Source organism: Leptospira wolffii serovar Khorat str. Khorat-H2 (assembly GCF_000306115.2).
Taxonomy (GTDB): domain Bacteria; phylum Spirochaetota; class Leptospiria; order Leptospirales; family Leptospiraceae; genus Leptospira_B; species Leptospira_B wolffii.
Genome location: NZ_AKWX02000016.1, coordinates 16,265 through 36,035, shown reverse-complemented (window position 1 = coordinate 36,035; position 19,771 = coordinate 16,265). Strand labels below are relative to the sequence as shown.

The 19,771-nt window shown below is 46.2% G+C and carries 16 protein-coding genes; 7 read left to right on the top strand and 9 right to left on the bottom strand.

All coding sequences use genetic code 11. The features are described from left to right. Nucleotides 1-59: 59 nt before the first annotated feature. The 6 genes from LEP1GSC061_RS12750 to LEP1GSC061_RS12725 all read right to left on the bottom strand — a co-directional run bounded on the left by LEP1GSC061_RS12750 (nucleotide 60) and on the right by LEP1GSC061_RS12725 (nucleotide 7,324). On the bottom strand, nucleotides 60-416 hold the full coding sequence (locus tag LEP1GSC061_RS12750; RefSeq protein ID WP_040508743.1) for a PilZ domain-containing protein: 357 nt from the start codon (nucleotides 414-416) through the stop codon (nucleotides 60-62). Nucleotides 417-533: 117 nt separating this feature from the next. Then, nucleotides 534-1,355, bottom strand: a complete 822-nt coding sequence (locus tag LEP1GSC061_RS12745) for a hypothetical protein (RefSeq protein ID WP_016545920.1) — start codon at nucleotides 1,353-1,355, stop codon at nucleotides 534-536. Nucleotides 1,356-1,462: 107 nt separating this feature from the next. Further along, entirely contained in the window at nucleotides 1,463-2,362 is a 900-nt protein-coding gene (locus tag LEP1GSC061_RS12740; RefSeq protein ID WP_016545851.1) for an alpha/beta fold hydrolase, read from the bottom strand. A 71-nt stretch (nucleotides 2,363-2,433) separates the two neighbouring features. Further along, complete coding sequence (locus tag LEP1GSC061_RS12735; RefSeq protein ID WP_016545934.1) at nucleotides 2,434-3,393, bottom strand: aldo/keto reductase; 960 nt, start codon at nucleotides 3,391-3,393, stop codon at nucleotides 2,434-2,436. A gap of 62 nt (nucleotides 3,394-3,455) precedes the next feature. Continuing rightward, nucleotides 3,456-6,200 (bottom strand): DNA polymerase I, encoded by a 2,745-nt coding sequence (polA, locus tag LEP1GSC061_RS12730; protein ID WP_016545924.1) that lies wholly within the window; start codon nucleotides 6,198-6,200, stop codon nucleotides 3,456-3,458. Further along, on the bottom strand, nucleotides 6,197-7,324 hold the full coding sequence (locus LEP1GSC061_RS12725; protein WP_016545859.1) for a glycosyltransferase: 1,128 nt from the start codon (nucleotides 7,322-7,324) through the stop codon (nucleotides 6,197-6,199). Before LEP1GSC061_RS12725 ends, polA begins: the two co-directional genes overlap by 4 nt. A 124-nt stretch (nucleotides 7,325-7,448) precedes the next feature. Between LEP1GSC061_RS12725 and LEP1GSC061_RS12720 the strand changes: the two genes are divergently transcribed. From LEP1GSC061_RS12720 to LEP1GSC061_RS12705, 4 genes are all read left to right on the top strand, one after another. Then, on the top strand, nucleotides 7,449-8,225 hold the full coding sequence (locus tag LEP1GSC061_RS12720) for a class II glutamine amidotransferase (protein ID WP_016545838.1): 777 nt from the start codon (nucleotides 7,449-7,451) through the stop codon (nucleotides 8,223-8,225). 83 nt (nucleotides 8,226-8,308) lie between these two features. Beyond that, complete coding sequence (locus tag LEP1GSC061_RS12715) at nucleotides 8,309-8,665, top strand: DUF5329 family protein (protein ID WP_016545912.1); 357 nt, start codon at nucleotides 8,309-8,311, stop codon at nucleotides 8,663-8,665. 83 nt (nucleotides 8,666-8,748) lie between these two features. Then, nucleotides 8,749-9,822: a serine hydrolase gene (locus LEP1GSC061_RS12710; protein ID WP_016545860.1), complete on the top strand. Its 1,074-nt coding sequence runs from the start codon at nucleotides 8,749-8,751 to the stop codon at nucleotides 9,820-9,822. A 176-nt stretch (nucleotides 9,823-9,998) separates the two neighbouring features. Further along, entirely contained in the window at nucleotides 9,999-11,138 is a 1,140-nt protein-coding gene (locus LEP1GSC061_RS12705) for a glycosyltransferase family 4 protein (protein ID WP_232218451.1), read from the top strand. A gap of 50 nt (nucleotides 11,139-11,188) precedes the next feature. Here LEP1GSC061_RS12705 and LEP1GSC061_RS12700 read toward each other — a convergent pair whose 3' ends face one another. Both LEP1GSC061_RS12700 and LEP1GSC061_RS12695 read right to left on the bottom strand, forming a co-directional pair. Beyond that, nucleotides 11,189-13,510, bottom strand: coding sequence for an FAD-binding protein (locus LEP1GSC061_RS12700; protein WP_016545918.1), 2,322 nt, complete (start codon nucleotides 13,508-13,510; stop codon nucleotides 11,189-11,191). Beyond that, nucleotides 13,507-14,463 (bottom strand): class I SAM-dependent methyltransferase, encoded by a 957-nt coding sequence (locus LEP1GSC061_RS12695; RefSeq protein WP_016545855.1) that lies wholly within the window; start codon nucleotides 14,461-14,463, stop codon nucleotides 13,507-13,509. The genes LEP1GSC061_RS12700 and LEP1GSC061_RS12695 overlap by 4 nt, the downstream gene beginning before the upstream one ends. Nucleotides 14,464-15,126: 663 nt before the next feature. Between LEP1GSC061_RS12695 and LEP1GSC061_RS12690 the strand changes: the two genes are divergently transcribed. The 3 genes from LEP1GSC061_RS12690 to LEP1GSC061_RS12680 all read left to right on the top strand — a co-directional run bounded on the left by LEP1GSC061_RS12690 (nucleotide 15,127) and on the right by LEP1GSC061_RS12680 (nucleotide 18,794). Continuing rightward, nucleotides 15,127-15,492 (top strand): DoxX family protein, encoded by a 366-nt coding sequence (locus LEP1GSC061_RS12690; RefSeq protein ID WP_016545869.1) that lies wholly within the window; start codon nucleotides 15,127-15,129, stop codon nucleotides 15,490-15,492. A gap of 122 nt (nucleotides 15,493-15,614) precedes the next feature. Beyond that, the gene (locus LEP1GSC061_RS12685) at nucleotides 15,615-17,453 is read left to right on the top strand and encodes an OmpA family protein (protein ID WP_040508762.1); all 1,839 of its coding nucleotides are present in this window, start codon (nucleotides 15,615-15,617) and stop codon (nucleotides 17,451-17,453) included. Between the two features lie 90 nt (nucleotides 17,454-17,543). Continuing rightward, nucleotides 17,544-18,794, top strand: coding sequence for an NAD(P)-binding protein (locus LEP1GSC061_RS12680; RefSeq protein ID WP_016545891.1), 1,251 nt, complete (start codon nucleotides 17,544-17,546; stop codon nucleotides 18,792-18,794). A gap of 11 nt (nucleotides 18,795-18,805) precedes the next feature. Here the strand turns inward: LEP1GSC061_RS12680 and LEP1GSC061_RS12675 are convergent, their stop codons facing one another. Further along, nucleotides 18,806-19,723, bottom strand: coding sequence for a class I SAM-dependent methyltransferase (locus LEP1GSC061_RS12675; RefSeq protein WP_016545863.1), 918 nt, complete (start codon nucleotides 19,721-19,723; stop codon nucleotides 18,806-18,808). Nucleotides 19,724-19,771 lie beyond the last annotated feature (48 nt).

The following is a 19,771-nucleotide window of genomic DNA, read 5'->3' as shown; positions in this document are numbered from 1 at the left end:
CATTTGGATTACGTGGGAAAGAAATTCCGGTGACTAGGCTATGGGAACGTTGCGAAAAATCAGCCGGCCATTCTGCGCAAAGAAGCCAATTTACGGACATAATCGCCTAGGAATTGTTTTCCTTTCGCGTCCACTTGCGTAAACTGTAGACCGAAAATTCCTTCGGCTTCTTTGGAAGCGCTTAAGTGTTTGATAAGACCCATCGCTTTGAAAGGTTTATATCCGGGAAGAGAAACGACCAATTCCACGGAAGAATGGATATCGTATCCGGAGAATTTATGCGGAACCCGAACCGCCATACCGCCTTGGCTCACGTCTTGGGCTAAAAGAATTTCTAAGAAACCGTTGCCCATCAACTGCAACTGGACGGGCTGTTTTGGGAAAGGGACTACCCTAACTTGCTGTCTCTTATCCATCCAAGGATCCTCCGGAAACAAGGATAATAGCCAAACCTACGCTATTCTTAAATATGACGGGAGAATAAAATCGGATCCCGCGCAAAAATAATTCCGTAACGGACGTTTGAAATAGTCCTAAGTGTTTAGTCCTAATTCGTCCTCGGCCCCTTCCAATAGGGACAATTTATAAGTAGATGCGAGCTTCTGAACTTTCTTCTGGAACTTGCGATTGAATACGAAGAAATTCAAAGTCTTTTCCAAAAAGAGAATCATCTCTATCGGTTTCCATTCTAGAATCCCTCTCTTCGCATCCATGATCTTACCGCTTTGCAAGAGAGTGGAGATCGCACGAATGGAATGTTTGGGAAACGCGTTCTTCAGAGCCAAGAACATCGCCTTGGATTCGGGTTCCAAAAAATGGAACTTGCGTGAGAATAGAACAGCGTCGTGAAAATACTCGGGACGAATCACGGCCCCGTTCAATCTCAAAGAGATAATCAGGAATCCTATCAGATCCGACATCTCCTGAAAAATCCCGAGCCCAGGAACGTCCTGCCCGGGATATAATCTAGTCAACTCCTTACCCTTCTGTTTCGGATGACGTGTCTGTAGCCAATTGATGACCAGATACTTTTCCTTGAAGTAGTAATCGTTGATACTGATCCTATATTCCTGGATGCTCAATCTTAGATGGACTAGAATTTCGTTCTGCCAGGAGAGTGTCACCTTCTGATAGGTATCGTCGCTTCCGGATAACTCCAAAGAAAGAGAATCGTAACCTCTCTTCTTTAACTCGGATATGACTCCGGTGATTTCGAAGAGTTCCCAGACGCTTTCCCTAGTAAGAGAATGGAATAGAACGCCGGAATCGGCCATATGAGAGTCCACGGCCGCACAAAGGAAGTCGTCGTAAACGAAATCGAAGAAACGCGGATTATTGTACGCAACTCTAGCCATGAGGATCTTTCGCTTTCTTCACAGCCTGTCAGATTTCACCCTTTTTTCAAGGAAATAATACCGAGAGAATCCGACCTAGAAATTATCAATTCTAGGAACGAGCGAAACTAAACGCTCGTTCTAAAGTCCTTGTATGCTCTAAGTACCGAGTCAGGCGCTTCGGTTTGCGGATAATGACCGATACCGTGAAACTCGTAGATCTTTGACTCGGGTCGAAACTCTCTCAGTCGATCCACAACATGCTTTCCACTCACCGGATCGGCAAGACCGTCTGCGAACGCGAAAGGAACGGGACAGTCTAGAATGGAACCCACCCATCTATCCCTGAAACTTTTTCTTTCTCTCATGTAACGGATCAGCTTATGGTAAATCGCATTTCCTCCTCCGTTACTGACGCATTCCCAAAAACCGTCCAATTCTTCCTGACTGGGCTTTGTCGCCGCACCGAAGATTTCCGTAAAACTCTTACGAAACGATGCCTTATTGATCAGACGACTAAAGAGAAAACCGAAAGGACCGTTCAATAATTTCTGCACAGCTCTAGGTTTATGTGTCTCGGGAAAGATCCCTCCGTTTAATAAAAATACGGAAGCTAATTCTGGACCGCCTATTCTTTGTCCGGAAAGTTTTTCCCTATAACGTGCTATCAATTCCTGAGCCACCGTATCTCCCAAGTCGTGGGCGAGAATATGCACTTTCTCCACGCCCATTTCTTGTAGGAAGTCTTCCGCCTGGTCGGCGTATTCGAAGATGGAATACCTTCCTGATTTGGGTTTTTCGGAGAATCCGAAGCCCAGATAATCGAACGCGAACAATTTATAAGAATGTGATAATTCTTCCCAGATATCCTTCCAATCCCAAGAAGAAGTGGGAAATCCGTGCAATAATAAGAGAGCCTCTCCTTCTCCGGAGGTTCTATAGAATAGTTTCTTTCTTTTCCATTCGAAGAATGAGCCCGCTGCCTTCCAGGCCAAAGCGTGGGTTCTCCAAAGAGATTGTTGCGACATGATTGCCTCCCGAAAGCGGAACTATTGTATTCGGACTCTTATGACTTGGAAAGTGGAAAACAAAATAAGGATTAATCCAAGGCATCCAAAAGGTTTTCTAGGAAAACTTTCCTTTCCTTGCCTTCCGGAAACTTTCCTATCCCGGCACCCAAATTGTCTCTCAGATGGGAAATCTTCGCGGTAGCGGGAATGACGCAGGTGACCCCGGGATGAGAGAGCAGATATTTCAGAAAAATCTGAGCAAAGCTCGAGCAATCCCATTGTTGAAAATATTCCGGCACCGTCTTACCTTTAGACCTTCTGAACAACGCCCCTTCTTCGAAAGGGCGATTGATTAGGACCGCGATTCCGTTCTCTTGCGCGAAGGGGAGAATCCGATTCTCCGCCTCTCGAGTAATGACCGAATACGGGATCTGTAAAAAATCCGGCTTTTCCTTATTTGCGATTCTCTCCATCTCTCCGAAAGCGGAGGAGGTAAAATGAGTTAGCCCGATATAACGAATCCGACCTTTGTCCCTCAAGGTCCTTAAAGTCTTGAGATGAACCTCGGTATCGAGTAAATTATGGATTTGGAATAGATCTATCTTATCGGTCTTCATCTTCCGGAAGGACGCTTCTATCTGGGACTTACCGGAAGTTTCTCCCCGAGTCCAGACCTTGGTGGCCAAGAAGAATTTTTTACGATCCTCTTCGGACAAATTCCGGGACAAAAGTCCGAAGATCTCCTCGGATCTACCGTACATAGGAGAAGAATCCAAAACCCTTCCGCCTCTTTGGATAAATTCGGAAATCACTTCCTGCAATGGAGCGAGAGAAGAAGGATCCGGATCCACGTCCAGAGTCTGCCAAGTTCCCAATCCTATCGCAGGAATCTCTTCCCCCGTTTTAGGAATTTTCCGTTTCAGCATGGAAGGAGCTCCTTGTTTCGTTTGGGCAAATACGGATCGATACGAACTACCGCTCGCCGCAAGTCCTAGAAAAACTGCAGCGGACCTCTTCAAAAATTCTTTTCGGTCCAGAGGCGATTCCATCTTTTTTCCGGAATTATTTAAGGCATACACCGGCCCGATTTACAAGCACGGAATTCTGATATCTAATGAGCCTCGTCCCAATTCTTTCCGAATTTACCTTCCACCTTAATCGGCACGTCCAAAGGCATCGCATTCTCCATAAGTTCCTTGGCCCGATTCATAAACTCGTCCTTCTCTGACTTATGAACCTCGAATACGAGTTCGTCGTGAACCTGTAGCAGAAGCTTGGATTTCCACTTTTTCTTTTTGATTTCGTCGTGGATATGGATCATCGCGATCTTGATCATATCGGCGCAAGTGCCTTGGATAGGAGTGTTGATCGCCACCCTCTTTGCGGCCTCCTTGGCTTGCCTATGCGTGGATACGATATCCGGAACGGGTCTCCTTCTTCCTTTTAACGTCTCCACATACCCGTTCTTTTCGCAGAATGCGATCGTATCGTCCATGTACTTCTGTACGCCGGGATACTGGGTCAGATATCGATCGATAAAATTCTTGGCTTCTTCCCTGGAAATTCGGAGATTACGGCTCAGTCCGTAAGGAGTCACACCATATATTACGGAAAAGTTAACTACCTTGGCCTTGTCCCGCATCTCATGGGTAACCAGATCTTCCGAAACCCCGTAGATCGCCGCCGCTGTTCGCTTATGGATATCGATTCCTTTCTTATATGCGTCGACCATGGCGGCATCCTTGGAGATATGCGCCATGATCCTAAGCTCTATCTGAGAATAGTCCAGACTCAGAATTTCGAAGTCCTTGACCCCGGCGATAAATCCCTTACGGATCAACCTGCCTTCCTTTTCCCGGATAGGAATATTTTGTAAGTTAGGATCCGTGGAAGAAAGTCTACCCGTCGCAGCGATCGTCATATTGTAGCTGGTATGGATACGCGAGTCCTTAGGGGAAACCATGGTGGGCAAGGTATCCACATAAGTTGAGAGAAGTTTGGTGTATTTTCTGTAATCCAATAATTTCTCAATGATGGGATGCTCGCCTAGTAATTCCTCCAGAACCTCGTGGTCGGTGGAATAACCGGTTTGCGTCTTTTTGACCACTCTTAAGCCAAGATCCTCGAAAAGAATCTTTTGCAATTCCTTGGTAGAAGAGATATTGAATTCCTTTCCGGCAAGCCTATGAATACTGCGGATCGAGTCCTTGATCTCTCTCTGAAAATCCTTGGAAAGTTCCGCAAAATAGGAGGTATCGATCGCGATCCCCGCCTTTTCCATCTCCGTAAGCACGGGAAGAAGAGGCATATCTATATCCTTAAAAATAGACTCGACGCCCGACTGCTTCAAAGACTTTCTAAAAACATTATATAATCTTAAGGTGATATCGGCGTCCTCCGAAGCGTATTCGGAAACTTTTTCCAATTCCACTTCCCAAAGATTCTTCTTGTTCCGCCCTGTTCCTACCAGATCCGAATATTCAATGGTCTTGTAATTCAGATAATCCATGGCCAGATCGTCCATATTATGGCGACGGCCTTCCGGCTGTAGAGCGTACGAGGCTAACATAGTATCGAATACTATATTCTCCACTTGGAAGCCGTGATTCTCTAGGACGATCATATCGTACTTTATATTCTGCCCGACCTTGGGTATCGAGGGTTCGGAAAGTACGGGGTTTAAAATTTCACGAACCTGGTCCAGGGGAAGAAGTTGATCGCTGAACAATCCCTGGGAATGAGTGACAGGAATATAAAAACCTGTTCCTTCTTGGTTACAAAGAGAGATCCCCAAAAGCTCCGCGTCGAAAGGATACTGGGAGGTCGTTTCGGTATCCACCGCGAGTATGGGAGATTTTTTCCAGGCTCGGGCCAATTTTCCCAGTTCCTCGATACTCTCTACTCGTTTATAAATTCCTTTTTTAGCCGCGGGTTTTTTCGAATCGTTCGCCTCAGGCTCATCTGTAGGAGGTTCCTTTCCGACGGATTTGGCGAGATCCCTGGATAGCACATTGTATCCTTGGGATTTCAGATAACGAATGGAATCGTCGGAAGTATAATCGGGAACCTTGAGATCCTCCTCTCTTATCCCCACATCTAAATCCCTGCGAATAGTCGCGAGCTGTCGGGAGAGAAAGGCGCTTTCTTTGTGTTCGGTCAGCTTGGTCTTCATACCCGGATTCTTGATATCGTCCAGATGCTTGTAGACTCCTTCCAGATTCTTATATTCCTGGATGAGCTTGGACGCTCCCTTTTCCCCGATTCCTTTTACGCCGGGAATATTATCAGAAGTGTCTCCGACAATCCCCATATAATCGGGAATCTGTTTCACGTCGATTCCGAGTTCTTCCTTAACCCATCCGGAATCGATCTCCACGAATTCGGTGACTCCTTTCTTTCCTCGGAGCATTTTAATATTCTTTTTTTCTAATAATTGGTATAAGTCTTTGTCTCCGGAGAATATTAGGACTTCCTTCGCCTTGGATTTATAGGTCTCGGTTAAGGTTCCGATGATATCGTCGGCCTCATGTCCGTCCATTTTCAGTATCTTGAAGCCCAAAACCTTAAGGGTGTCCATGATTTCATGCAATTGAGGACGTAGGTCCTCAGGCATGGGTTTTCGGTTCGCTTTATATGCGGAGAATAGCCCCCCTCTCTCCAAGGGTCCTCCCGGATCGAAAGTCATGGCGACGTGAGTGGGAGTATAATCTTCCAATAGTTTGAATAGCATCCGGAAAAATCCGAAAACCGCGCCGCTAGGCTGCCCGGTTTTGGAATTCTTCAAATTGGAGGCGGCAAAGGCATAATAGGCCCGAAACGCGAACGCGTGTCCGTCGATAATGAGTAACTTCTTCATGCTGCGGCTCCCGGTTTATTCTTCGAAGAAGAATACAATTCCTCTCCCAAAAGACTGTAGTACGCCAATTCCGTCTTCTTAATTGTATTCTTCACGGAGAATCTCTTCACTGATTCCTTGTTAAAGGTTCCCATAGACTTTCTTAATTTAGGATCTTCTAATAGAATTTTATAATGTTTTGCGAGAGAGGCCGAATCTCCCACGGACGCAAGAAAAGCCCCCTTTCCTTCGGTCAGCATTTCGGCGATGCCTCCCCCCCTGGTAGCGACGACGGGCAATCCCGTAGCCATCGCATCCAATACGGAGGTCCCGAGTCCTTCCTCCTTGGAAGTCAGAGTGAAGATATCGAATAGGGAAAGTAGCTCCGGAATATCGTCCCGGAACCCCGTAAAAATCACCTTATCCAAAAGCTTTCTTTCGGATGCGATTCCTTCCAACTCTTTCCTAAGGGGTCCTTCACCCACGATCAATACCTTGAACTTCTTATCCGTCTGTATCAGAGAGAGAGCGTTCAATAGCGTCTTTTGGTCCTTATGATCGACTAACGCGGCCACGTTTCCGATCACGATCTCGTCCTTCTCGATCCGGAATTCCTTTCTCAAGAGGGACGGATCCGGTTGCTTCTTGGACTGGGCCAGATCGACACCGCTATAAACGGTCACTACCTTGGAAGGATCGATTCCTCCCTCCAAAAGTATCTCTCGGATCTTATTCGAAACGGAGAGAAAAAGATCCACACGATCCGAAACGTATTTTCTTTTGCTGAACCAGTTCTTTCTGATCTTAAAGTCCACTCTTCTGGAAACGACGAGCTTAACATCCGGCAGTTTATCTTTGGCCATCCAGGCGATGGAATGCGCCTTTGCGGTATGCGCATGAATAAGACGGATCCCTTTTTCGGCGATCAGTTGCCGGAGCGCTTTTACGGAGCCGAAGTCCCATTCTCCTTTTAAAGGGAGAGTAACTGTAGGAAGTCCTACTTCTTGGCAGCGCGATTCCAAAGCGGAACCAGGACGGCAAAGTATGAGTTGAGAAATTTTGCGTTTTTTTAAACCTTCTGCCAGAAGAAAAAGCTGCCTTTCTCCTCCTCTCCAGCCGGTTTCCGTGTCGATATGAAGAATCACCCGATCAAATTGGTCCTGGAGCGAGAATTCGGCAAGGATTACGTCTTTCCGCCTAAGGAAAAAAGTCCTGGACAAGTGAAATTCACTTTAGTGATAATTATTTCATTATAACAGAGGAAAAGATATGTGTGAATTGCTCGGAATGAGCGCAAATGTTCCTACAGACATCTGCTTTAGCTTTACCGGTCTTGCCCAAAGAGGAGGAAAAACCGGGCCGCATAAAGACGGATGGGGGATCGCATTTTATGAGGGTAAGGGATGCAGAGTCTTCCAGGATCCCCAACCCAGCGTAGATTCTCCTCTGGCGGAACTCGTTCGCACCTATCCGATCCGGAGTCATATCGTAATTTCCCATATCCGAAAAGCGAATCGGGGCAAGGTGGATCTGAAAAATACCCATCCTTTCCTTCGAGAACTTTGGGGAAGCTATTGGACCTTCGCTCATAACGGCCAGTTGAAAGGGATTAAAAAGGAAGCTTTGGGAGATTATCTCCCTGTAGGAACAACGGACAGCGAGTACGCTTTTTGCTGGATCCTATCTAAATTAAAGAAGAAGTTTCGCACCCGTCCGAAAGACGAGAATCTGCTCTCTTCCGAGATACGAATTTTATTGTCTCAGCTTGGCAAAAAAGGCGTTTCGAATATTCTACTCTCCGATTCCAAATTTCTATTCGCCTATTGCTCCACGAAATTGGTTTATATCACCCGAACAGCACCTTTCGGAGAAGCGCGACTGATCGACGCGGATATGACCGTGGATTTCAGAAAACATACCGGGCAGAAGGATGTGGTGACGGTACTGGCAACCACTCCTTTGACACAAAACGAGATTTGGACCAGTTTCCTTCCCGGAGAATTCCAAGTATGGAAAGAAGGAAAACTGATCTTACGTTATGCCTGAAAGTTTCCGGATAGAGAAGCTTCGGATCTTAAATAAAATTCTTGCTTACAAGAGTTCTCTCGCATTTGCTTAGGATCGGCTTTATGAAAAAGATACTATTCTTCTCTATTTTAATTTTATCATTCTCCGCATCCGCTCAGGAACCCGAAGCCGAAATCCAGGCGTTGATTTCCAGTTTGGATTCCTGCAAAAATTGCATTTTTATCCGAAACGGATCCGAGCACAAGGTTCCGGAAGCCAAGGCCCATCTTTTACGCAAATACGAGGCTGCCAAAAAGCAAATCCACAGCGCGGAGGATTTCATTCTAGGAGTCGCAAGTAAATCGTCCATCACGGGAACTCCCTACAAAATCAAAACCGCGGACGGAAAAGAAATGGAATCCGAAAAATGGCTTTTCGACAGACTCAAGGAAATCCGAGCCAAATCCCCCAAAAAATAGGCTGAAAAGGAGAATCTTGACCTTTTCTCATCGGTTATACATTTTAGGCGTCCCTCGTCCTATAATTCGGTGGTATTCTTTTCATGAGATCCCAACTCGCTTTTCTCGCTCTGATTCTTTCCATTCTAGGCTGTTCCTCTCCTAATTCCAACCCCATGGACTCCGCAGCACTTTTACTTTCCATTTCGTCGGAGCAGACTCCGACTCCCTTTACGGTAGTCGCCACAGGACAGCAGGCGAAATTGGATGCAGTGGAACAAACCGCGACGACGAACGCATTCTGCACCGCCTTGGGTTCTTTTTATTGGGAAATCGGAGATAAGAACGGCAGTTACGGATTTTCCTCCGTAGCCGGATCTACGAATGCGAGTACCTCTATGCTCATCGCTTCCGCATCCAAATGGATATGGGGAGCTTACGTTTTGCAGAAAGTGGGAACTCCTGGAACTAACGAAAAAAGCTATCTGCGGATGTTATCGAATTATGATAATCTTTCGGACAGTTCCTGCAATCTCACTCTGACGGTTAACGCATGTTTTACCGCAGGTCCCGGAAACGACGGCACCAATAATAACAATTATTTGGATTCGGCAAACGCAAACAAGTACTACTATAACGGCGGCCATTTCCAAGCGTATGCGGTCTTGAACCCCAGCGGTTTAACTCCTTCTCTCACGAATTTCACCCGAGCACAGTTGGCTGCGGAAGTGGCGAATACTCTCTTTAGTGGCAGTAATCCCGGCATATCCTATGCGGTTCCGCAACCCGCAGGAGGAGTGATCACTAACGCTTCCGTGTACGCTTCTTTCCTGAGAAGAATATTGAATTCGGATATCACGATGGGAAGCTATTTGGGGGCGGATCCCGTAGTCACTCATCCGGATAAGAATCCGACCGCCGCGGCCTATTCTCCTTTTCGCATCACAGCTACCCAGGAAGAAACGCATTATTCCTACGGACATTGGATAGAAGATTCCACCGGAAACGACGGATCCTATAGTAGTCCGGGAAAATTCGGATTCTATCCTTGGATCGATCCTTCTAATTCCACTTACGGGATACTGGCGAGATACTCGACTTCCGGGTTGGCCTATCTGCAATCCGTTTATTGTGGGCGTTTATTACGCAAAGCGTTCCAGACGGGTGTCGCTCAGTAGCCTCGAGTCGACCTTACTCTGTAACGAAAAAGTAATCTCTCCTTCACAGTTTAGATACAGGATTTTCCTACACTTTAAATCCGATGATTCCATCGGCTTTTCCAACTAGCGTCCCCAAAGCGGGACCCTTCCGGATCTTAGTGGTTACGGAAACCTTCCCCCCCGAAATCAACGGAGTGGCAAAGACATTACACCGTATGTTGGAGGACCTTCTCCAAAGAGGACATGAAATTATCCTGGTAAGACCGAAGCAAACCCCGAACGATATGGCCACCGCCAACGGAAATTATAGAGAAGTTCTGGTCCGAGGCGCTAAGATTCCTTTTTACGAGGACCTGAGATTCGGATTTCCGGAGAAGTACCTTCTACGCAGACTCATACAATTCGAAAAACCGGATTTAGTCCATGTCGTTACGGAAGGGCCTCTCGGTTGGTCCGCTGTAAGAGCGGCCAGACATGTGGGAATTCCCGTAGTGAGCGATTTTCGCACTAATTTTCATGCTTACGCTAAATACTATAAATTCGGATTCGCAGGCAAACTCGTTCATAATTATTTGAGAGGATTGCATAATAGAACCCAAGCGACTCTCGCACCTACACAGCAAATCCAAGGAACTCTTTTGGCATCCGGATATGAAAATGTGAAAGTGGTTTCCAGAGGAATCGACTCGGATCTATTTCATCCCGCAAGAAAAGACTCCAAACTCAGAAAAGAATGGGGGCTAAACCAGAACGATTTAGCGGTTCTTTATGTGGGAAGACTCGCTCCCGAAAAGAATTTGGATCTGCTCATAAAAGCCTTCCGAAAAATCCAATCCAAGAAAGCGAATGCTAAGCTGATTCTGGTAGGCGACGGTCCTTCCAGAGAAAAATTAAAAGCGGCTCACCCCGATTTCATCTTTAGAGGAATGCAAAAAGGAAAGGAGTTAGCGAAACACTACGCAACCGGCGATCTTTTTCTATTTCCGAGTCTGACGGAAACTTTCGGAAACGTGGTTGTGGAAGCCATGGCTTCGGGACTTCCTATCGTAGCATACGATTATGCCGCAGCCAACCAACACCTGAAGCACGGAAAATCGGCACTCTTATCCGCATTCGATAAGGAAGAGGAATTCGTAGAGCAGGCCTGCCTTCTTGCGGAGAATTCCTCTCTCGCGAAAAAGATAGGCGCGAGCGCCAGAAAAGCCGCAGTCCATTGCAGTTGGGAAGACGTGACGGATCATTTGGAAATGATTTATTCCAAGGTCTCCCTCTCTCAGAAAAAGAGACAAAGATCCAAAAAAGCGGCGAGGCTTAAAGTCGCCATCGCACGTTAGAATTTTATAAATTTATCGGGGAGAAAGGATCCCTCCCCGATGATCCGTCTTCAATAATCGAAAATATGATCTATCTGGATTCCGTTCTTCTGGCAATCCAAGATCACGGTATGCAATTCCTTAACGGGAAGGATAAGAGCGGTCCTGTATAATCCCGGCTCGGTAAGAATCGGCCAACTGTATAGAATGTCCCTGCCCTCCCATTTTTTATCTTCCGGAGCGATCACAGTCATTACGATTTTTTGATTCCCCGCGATCTCTCTAAAGGAGATTCCTTTTTTTACGAGTTCGGGAACTTCTCTGGTAAACGGTTCGTATCTAGGAATGGAAATGACCTTGCTCTCTCCCTTATCATTCACCCAGGCGAGAATTTGAAAATTCTCTGCTTCGTAAACGGCACCGGTCCCGAGTCCGATCAACCAACCGTAAGCGGCCTTCACCAATAATTCCGTAGAAAAGAAGAATCGTCTCTCCCAACGTCGAATGAATCCTGCCGAGTCTCCGTCTTGGATTCCTTTGAACTCTATAAACTTTTCATAAAACGGATATTCGTACCAAGGACGAAATCTTACGAAATCGGTGTAATCCTGGGCGACCCATTGCATATACGCTTCCACTTTTCGGTCGGAAGTGATTTCCTTCCTACCGTCTATCCATTCCGTCAGGACTCCGATCGTATTTTCATACAGACTCTTGAGAGCCAATTCTCCGGAATAACTGACTCCTATCACGCAAATCATGAGGTGATATCCCCAATTGGTTTCGTAACCTGAAGTTTCCGAGATCACATGACCGTACATTTTCCAAAATTGGGAAATACTCCCGAAATAAGGAAACTCGCTGGGGGGAGAATGCTTTTGGAATTTGGCGTATTCGTCCGAACTGAATACTATATACCATTCCGGAAGGGTTAAAAAGGTCTGGTCTTCGCTACGCGCATAGGATTTATTCGCTTCCAAATCCAATCGAATCGCTTGGTCCTTAGGATTGGGATAATAGTATTTATCCCAAAGCTTATTTCTAAACTTATACTCGGGATCCAATTTCCTTTTTAAATCGAAGAATTTTTCGGAATTAGGATAAGCCGCCAAGAATTGTGCCTGGCTCGCATGGGGTTGATACGGAAGATAATAACTTCCTCCTACTGAAACGGCCGCATCCACGAGTTCCTTGGTCCAGACCCCTACTTCGTTTTTAGCGGCCGGATAAGTCCTTTGTTTATAATAAATCACGAATGCGAATTCTTCCGAACGAGCCCAGGCCAGATAAGAACCCGAGTCCTTATAAGCGTGGCGTATGGAAATATTCATCACGTTGGCGTCGTGTCTTTGTAGGATCTCCCTCATCTTAGGATAGAACTCGTCGAATTTCTCCACGGGAACGAAATATTCCTGGAGCACGTACGTGCTAAAAATACGATTCGGGGGTTCCAATTCTTTTACGTCGTAACTGGCCTCGAAGTTTCTCCAAACGATTCTTTTTCCTTTCGTTAAGAGCGGATCCAAAACGTATTCGCGTAGTTCCTTGCCGTAAGGTAATTCCGTGAGCCAGAAATAGACTAGATTTTCCAACCAATAGGTTTCCTTTACCGGTACCAATCGATCCGGAACGGTTACGGGCTCTTCGGTTTGGGACCAAGTGACTGCGTTCACATTCTCATAAGCCGGCGGATAAATATCCGCGTTGTGAAAGATGGCTTTGGAATCGGTTCTGATATTCTCGAAGAAAAATCTCTTATAGTCGGTAATCGGCATCTTTTGGACGGACCGGGCCACCGCCACATTGTCTACCAATTCCAAGGTCGCTTCGGTGATGATTCCGATTCCGCCATATCCGCCTATCGCCCCGTAAAAGATTTCCGAATTCTCACTTGGACTTGCATTTACCAATTTCCCGTCCGCTAATACGACTCGGATGGACTCCACGGAAAGAATCATAGGTCCGTATCCTATATATCTCCCGTGACAATTCACACTCAAGGACCCTCCTATCGTGAAATTGGAGTAAGTCTGTTTAATCATTACGGAAAGATTATGCGGATCTATATATTCCTGAAGATCCCTCCAAGTGATACCGGATTGAACTACGATTCTTTTTTTCTGAGCATCCAAGGACAGTATCTTGTTGAAGGATCTCATATCCAAGAAGAGAGCATTCTCTGTGGCGATTTGCCCACCCATGGAGAATCTGCCTCCACCGATCGAAACGGGCCCCTTATGCTCCTTTACCAATATTTGGATCTCTTCTATAGTTTTAGGAGTCTCCACCCTATATACAGGAATGGGGTTGATCTGAGTCACATCATTCACCAGGACGGGACTTGCGTATGCGGCCCAAACAAGGGCGATATATAAGATTAAGAATTTCTTCATTTTGTTTTAACGAATGCCATCAAAGTATTTTTAGTGGGATCTCCTTTCTGGAGATATTGGTTCCCTACGGATTTGAATCCGTATTTATGAAGCCTTTCCTGGATTTGTTCCACCGATGTGAAATTCCGGATTTGGGTCGAGGTTTCCGTCCAGGGAATTTCCAAACCCGCATTGTATACATCGTGTGCCAGAGAAACGATGTATCTCAAATCCTCCGAATATACATTATGGTCTCTTAATACAAGTTTTCCACCCGGCCGGATCACCCTAGCGATCGAAGACAGGAAACCGTCAAGTTTCTCGGCAGGAGAATGGTGAAAACCGATATAATTCGTGACCAGATCCAGGCTCTCAGTCTTGATATGTTCGGGAGAAATCGGATCGTAAATCCCCAATTGTATGAACTTTCCCGCCTTAGTGAATTGCCCTCTTTCGACAAGATCCTCGGCACGGTATTTGGGCTCCACGTCGTTTAAGATATAAATCTGTCCGCCCACTCCGACTTTCTTCTTGAGATCCTTTACATATCTTCCTGTGGTTCCGATCTCTAAATAACCGTCGAATTTCCCTTTGTTTCCGAGTATTGCCGCAGTCTGCCGGGACATTTCCTGTTTTTGCTTTTTCAGGGAAGGAAGAGCGTAAGTGATAACGCCAATGAACGGTTTGATTTCCGGAAGCCTGGAAAGAATCGCCGCATAGATCTCCGCGTCGTTTTTTTTGGATTTTACGATATCCAGTATCAGGCTATGAAACTGATCTTCGGGATAGAGATGGTATACATTCTTTAAAAAAAGATAAAATTCCTCCCTTAGGCTCGCATTCAGATATACGGATTGGAAATTGGATTTAGGATCCGCTCCCGCTTCAGCCTCCGCGAGCAAACGGGGAGCCAGACCCGCCACAAATAAAACTAGAACGGATTTAAGGAATCTCTTTCGACTGATTTCTTGCATGAGATGCGTTACTTCCTTTATATGTATGGAATGTATCGCATCAGTTAACGAACCTTGCCAACAAAGTCGAGAAAAACTCGAAAAAGCACGAAACAATTCCCCAAAGGAATAGAAAAAAATTCTTAACTCCCCGCCTCCCAAATGTCTAAAAGAATTCACTCAACAAAACGTCACATCAGGCAGCACCAAGTTTATATCGAGGGGCGGTCCCCGAGTGACGCGAAGCGTTGTATCGAGGGGAAAAGCGCAAGGTATCCGTAGAACCGCGAAGCGGGTCCGAAGGACCGAGCGAGACTTCGCGAGTTCGGAGGAGACCGACCCTTGCCGATCTCTTCGGCCATCCTCGTTTCATAAACTTAAGGCAAGGGATGCGCCCATATCGTAACAAAGATTTTTTCTAAAGAATCTTTTTTTCGCTTGTACTTTCCCTTCCCGTCCTATAATGACCTGCAAATTCTACGGCAAGAGGTACTCGCCTATGCTGAAATTTCCCGGTTCCCGCACCGAGTCGGAAAGGAATCAACCCTTCTCCACACGAGAAAAATATCTCGTTTCCCTAAAGATCGCCTGCAAGTCCTCGTTATCCCGACAAAAAAGGTTTAGAAACAAAAACAGAGAAAAAAGGCAGACCTCTTTCCCCTAGGGATCCTATCATGGCTTTCCATGGAAAGCTTGGATTCTAAAACGATTAGCCTTTGGATCATGGCGACTCTTTATACGATCGCCGGTATTCTTCACTTCGTGATCCCTAAATTTTATCTTAGGATCATGCCGCCTTGGATCCCTTATCACAAGCTCATGGTGCAATTGAGCGGCATCGCGGAAATCGCCTTGGGTATAGGACTCTTCTTTCCTCCTACAAGAATCTTATCCGCCTGGGGAGTGGTACTCCTTCTAATTGCGGTCTTTCCCGCAAATCTTTACCATTTCCAATCCAGAACCAAAAAGGATCCTCCTACATGGGCCCTAATTTTGAGGCTTCCTTTGCAGTTGGTCCTGATCTACTGGGCCTATACTTTCACCAACTAAAGCACCCTTTGCTCGGGCCTTTTCAGCCGAAAGGCCCTAAGGATCGTTATTGGCTTCGGCTCTTTCGGTTTTTTTTCTTTTCTCTCCTTCCGGTCGGAATAAAATTCTCCGAAAGATATTCTATGACACGCTTTCTTTCCCGTTCCCTGTTTCTTGTAGCACTTTGCGTCTCTTCTAGTATCTATGCGGAGGAAAGAGTTCTGGAAGGAAAGCTCCTACAATTCGGAAGAATGCTCCATTCCGGAGAGGAATTCGTACAAATCCTTTCCAACGATTTAAGCCCCGAATTATCCCGCCTCCACAATCACACCGTCCGTCTTCTCTGCCAGATGAGGGGTCAGAACTGTGAGCCGATTCGTTACGAAGTCGCTCCCTTCTCGGAGGCTAGAGGTCTTCCCGACTGGACCCTGAAGCGAATTCCGGGATACGTAAACCGAAACATGTTCGCATTCAATCCAACGGTGACTCCCGACGGCCAATCCTTGTATTGGACCGTATATGCAAAAAAAGGAAAGAGCGGTACCCAGAGAATTTGGTCCTCTCAAAAGGACGAGCAGGGATTCTGGTTGGACGGTAAGGAAATGTCCGCTCCTCTGAACAACGATCTGCATTCCGCGGTGATCGCCGTTCTTCCCAGCAATAACGAACTATTCGTATTCGGTTCCTTCGGAGACGACGAGGTGTTCAAGGCTATCCAAGAAGAATATTCCGAAAAACAAAAGGAACTCGCAAGAACCACCAAAGACGATAGGGAATTCCTCTCTAAGATAGAGGACCTGAGATACGAATATACCAGGAAATTGAACGCGGCCCAGAATAGAGTCCCATTATATAAGAGTTATAAAGATAAGGGAAACTGGTCCTATCCCAAACCCATACATTTTCCCGACTTTACGAATTTATATCGCAAGAACGACGCCTCCGTATTCGGCGGATCGACTCTTTCCTCCTCCGGTAGGATTCTTATCTATTCGGTCCAACAACCCGATACCAAGGGAAAATTGGATCTCTATGTGAGCATCCAAAAAGACGACGGAACCTTTCCTTTGGGAAAGAATCTGGGCGAAATCATCAATACGGAACAGGAAGAAACCGCTCCCTTTTTGGCGGGAGACGATCGCACTCTTTATTTTTGCAGCGACGGACATAGAGGTCTCTCCGTCTACGTAACGAAACGAATCGGAGACGGTTGGGACAAGTGGACCAAGCCGGTCGAAGTTTCCTCCAATCTGAAAGGCGTGAATTTCTTTTCCATTCCCGCTAACAGCAATTGGGCATTCGTCAGCAAGGAAGGCCAATTATTCATGGCTTATCTTCCCAAAGATTTCCGCCCTAATCCCGTCGTAGTTTTAAACGGTAAAGTATTGGACGAAGAAGGGAATCCTCTGGGTGCCGATATACATTACGAATCCTTAACACGTTTGGAAAAAAGAGGCAGCGCAAAAAGCGATGCTAAGACCGGATCCTTCAGTCTTATTCTTCCTTACGGAGAAAAATACGGATTCTACGCTCAGACGGAAGGACATCTTTCCGTTTCCAAGAATGTGGATCTGACGGAATCCAAGGATGTGGACGGAAAAATAGAAGTTGAGTTTCGTCTTCCTACCTTGGCGGTCGGCCGACAAATTCTTCTGAATAACCTTTTCTTCGAAACTAAGAAGTTTGATATTTCTCAGGACTCCGAGCCGGAGCTGGATCGTTTGGCTCAGTTTCTGAAATCGAAACCTAAACTCAAAATTTTAGTCGAGGGTCATACCGATAATGTAGGAAAGAAGAAGGACAATTTGGAACTTTCTGAAAATAGAGCGAAGGCGGTCGCGGAATATCTGAAAACCAAACACGGAATCGGAGAGGATCGGGTCCGAACCGTAGGTTTCGGCGATAGCCAGCCCGTTGCTCCGAACGAAACGGCGGCAGATAGGCAGAAAAACCGTCGCGTAGTATTACAAATCGTGGAGTAAACTCCGTTCGATTCCTTTTTTGTATCCCTCTTTCCTAAGAGTTCGGTTTTACCTTGAACTTTTACTTAGAAACTCCGAAGCTTGATTCGAATGAAAATAGCTGTGATCGGAAGCGGCATCGCCGGCTTAAGCGCATCCTGGTACTTAGGCAAAGAACACGAAGTCGTTCTGATGGAAAAACACCCTCTCGTAGGAATGGATGCCCACGGGACCGATTTGAACTCGGGGGGAAATTCGATCCGAATAGACGTCCCATTCCGAGCCTTTAAAAGAAATTACTATCCTTGTCTATTAGAACTTTATAAAGAAGCCGGAATCGAAGTTCGTCCTGTAGATTATTCCTTTTCCCTGAATTACGGGGACGGTACCACTTATTTCGGATTTTCCACCTGGGGATTCGGAGGAAATTTCCTACCCGTTCCTTATCTAGTCTGCTTTTCCAACGCCAGATCCAGAAGGATCCTTTCGGATGCGATTCGATTCTACGAGGATTCGGGTAAGGAATTGGAATCCCTCGGATCGGAACAGCTCACCATTTCCGAATTTTTGGAAAGGTTCGGATACTCTAAGGACTTCGAGAATTTATATCTGATTCCCATGTTTTCCACCATCAATACCTGCACCTCCGAAAGCGCTAAGAATTATCCCGCGGAAGCCGTCATAGGTTACCATTCCAGCGGCCTGAAGTTCCTACGTTTTCTGACGCCTCTAAAAGGTACTCGAGATGTAACCGAAAGGCTTTCTGCCAAAGCAAAGAACGTCCGCTTAAGCACCCACCCGAATAAAATCGTATTGGAAAACGGTAAAGTTCGTTTGGATTTCTCGGACGGCCAAGAATATTTCGATCGCATAGTCGTGGCGGCCCCAGCCAATCAGGCGGTTTCTATCCTACCGGACGAATATTCCCGCGAAAAGGAGCTGATCGCTCAACTGAAGTACGAAGCCTCCGAAGTGGTGACTCATTCCGATTCCAAATTCATGCCCAAGGACAAGAGACACTGGGCTCCCATGTGCTTCTCCCTTTCCGAGGACCAATCCGCTGCGACCGCCACCATTATACTGAATAAGGTTCTACCTTCCATGCGTGGAGGAGCGGTATTCCAAACCTGGAATCCATTGATAGAACCGCGTTCAGAACATATCATCAGCAGATCCAAATTCGAAAGGCCAGTGATCGATCTCAAATCCAAAAAGATCATAGAGGAACTTAAAGAATTGCAAAACACTTCCGGAAGAAAGGTATGGTTATGCGGCTCCTACGCCAGATACGGCATTCCTTTATTGGAGGCGGGAGTTTCCACCGCGTTGGACGTTAGGGACTGGGTAAACCGAAGTTTATAATTTTTGAATATTTATTTAGGTCTTCGAACCTTATAGATCCAATATTCGAAATGTTTTTTGATGGCCTCCGACCCTAGATAATCGGCCAGAATTTTATATCTGGTCTTCAATCTGCCCGGCATACCCGAATCCTTCTCTCTTGTTTTGGAAAGTAGGAAGTCCGAGAACCCTTCGAAAACGTAAGGATCTATCCTTTCCAACGCCTCGAACAGAAACCCTTGGGAAGAATAGGACTCGATGATCTTTTCCGCACTGGTCCATCCGCTTCTGGGCATTCTTGCGGCCCAGGCGATCAGAAAGCGTTTAGCATTTTCCCAGAATCCGATCCTTCTATCCGAAAGAAATATCTCGGTCGAAGAGAAAATCCCTCCCGGTTTCAGAATCCGAAAGATCTGGGATACCACCTTGTCCCTATTGGGGAAAAAATAAAAGCTGTCTAACGCGATTACCCGATCGAAATGCTTATCCGGAAATGCGGTCAATTTTTCGATCCCGCCTAAGATTAATTCGGGAGACCGGTTCGGATCCGAATATTTATTTTTAGCGAATTGGTATTGAGGCTTCGAGATATTTAAACCGGTTAGATGCTCGAAAGGAACCCCGAACTCCCTTTGCCAAATTCGGAATTGCTCCCCGCAACCGAAGCCTAGATCCAAGACCCTGGATTCTTCCGACAATTCTCCCAGCTTTCCCAGAACACGGGCCAGTTCCGCGCAGGCTTCTCCATAGCGGTTCGATTCTTTCCAGAAGCCCAGATTGGCCCAGGCCTCTCCTCCGGAATTCAAATATAAATGGGAAAGATCCGTTGGAACTCCCACATCGGAGCTCACAAGGGAAATCACGTCCGCAAATCCGGATTTTTCCGAATCGGAACTAGGAAAAGCGCCGGAATAACGGAAAACTTCTTTAGGAGACGGATCTCTTTCCATAATCGTTCGTCGGACGGAGGTTTTTAGTCTCTTCTCGCCGAACCAAGG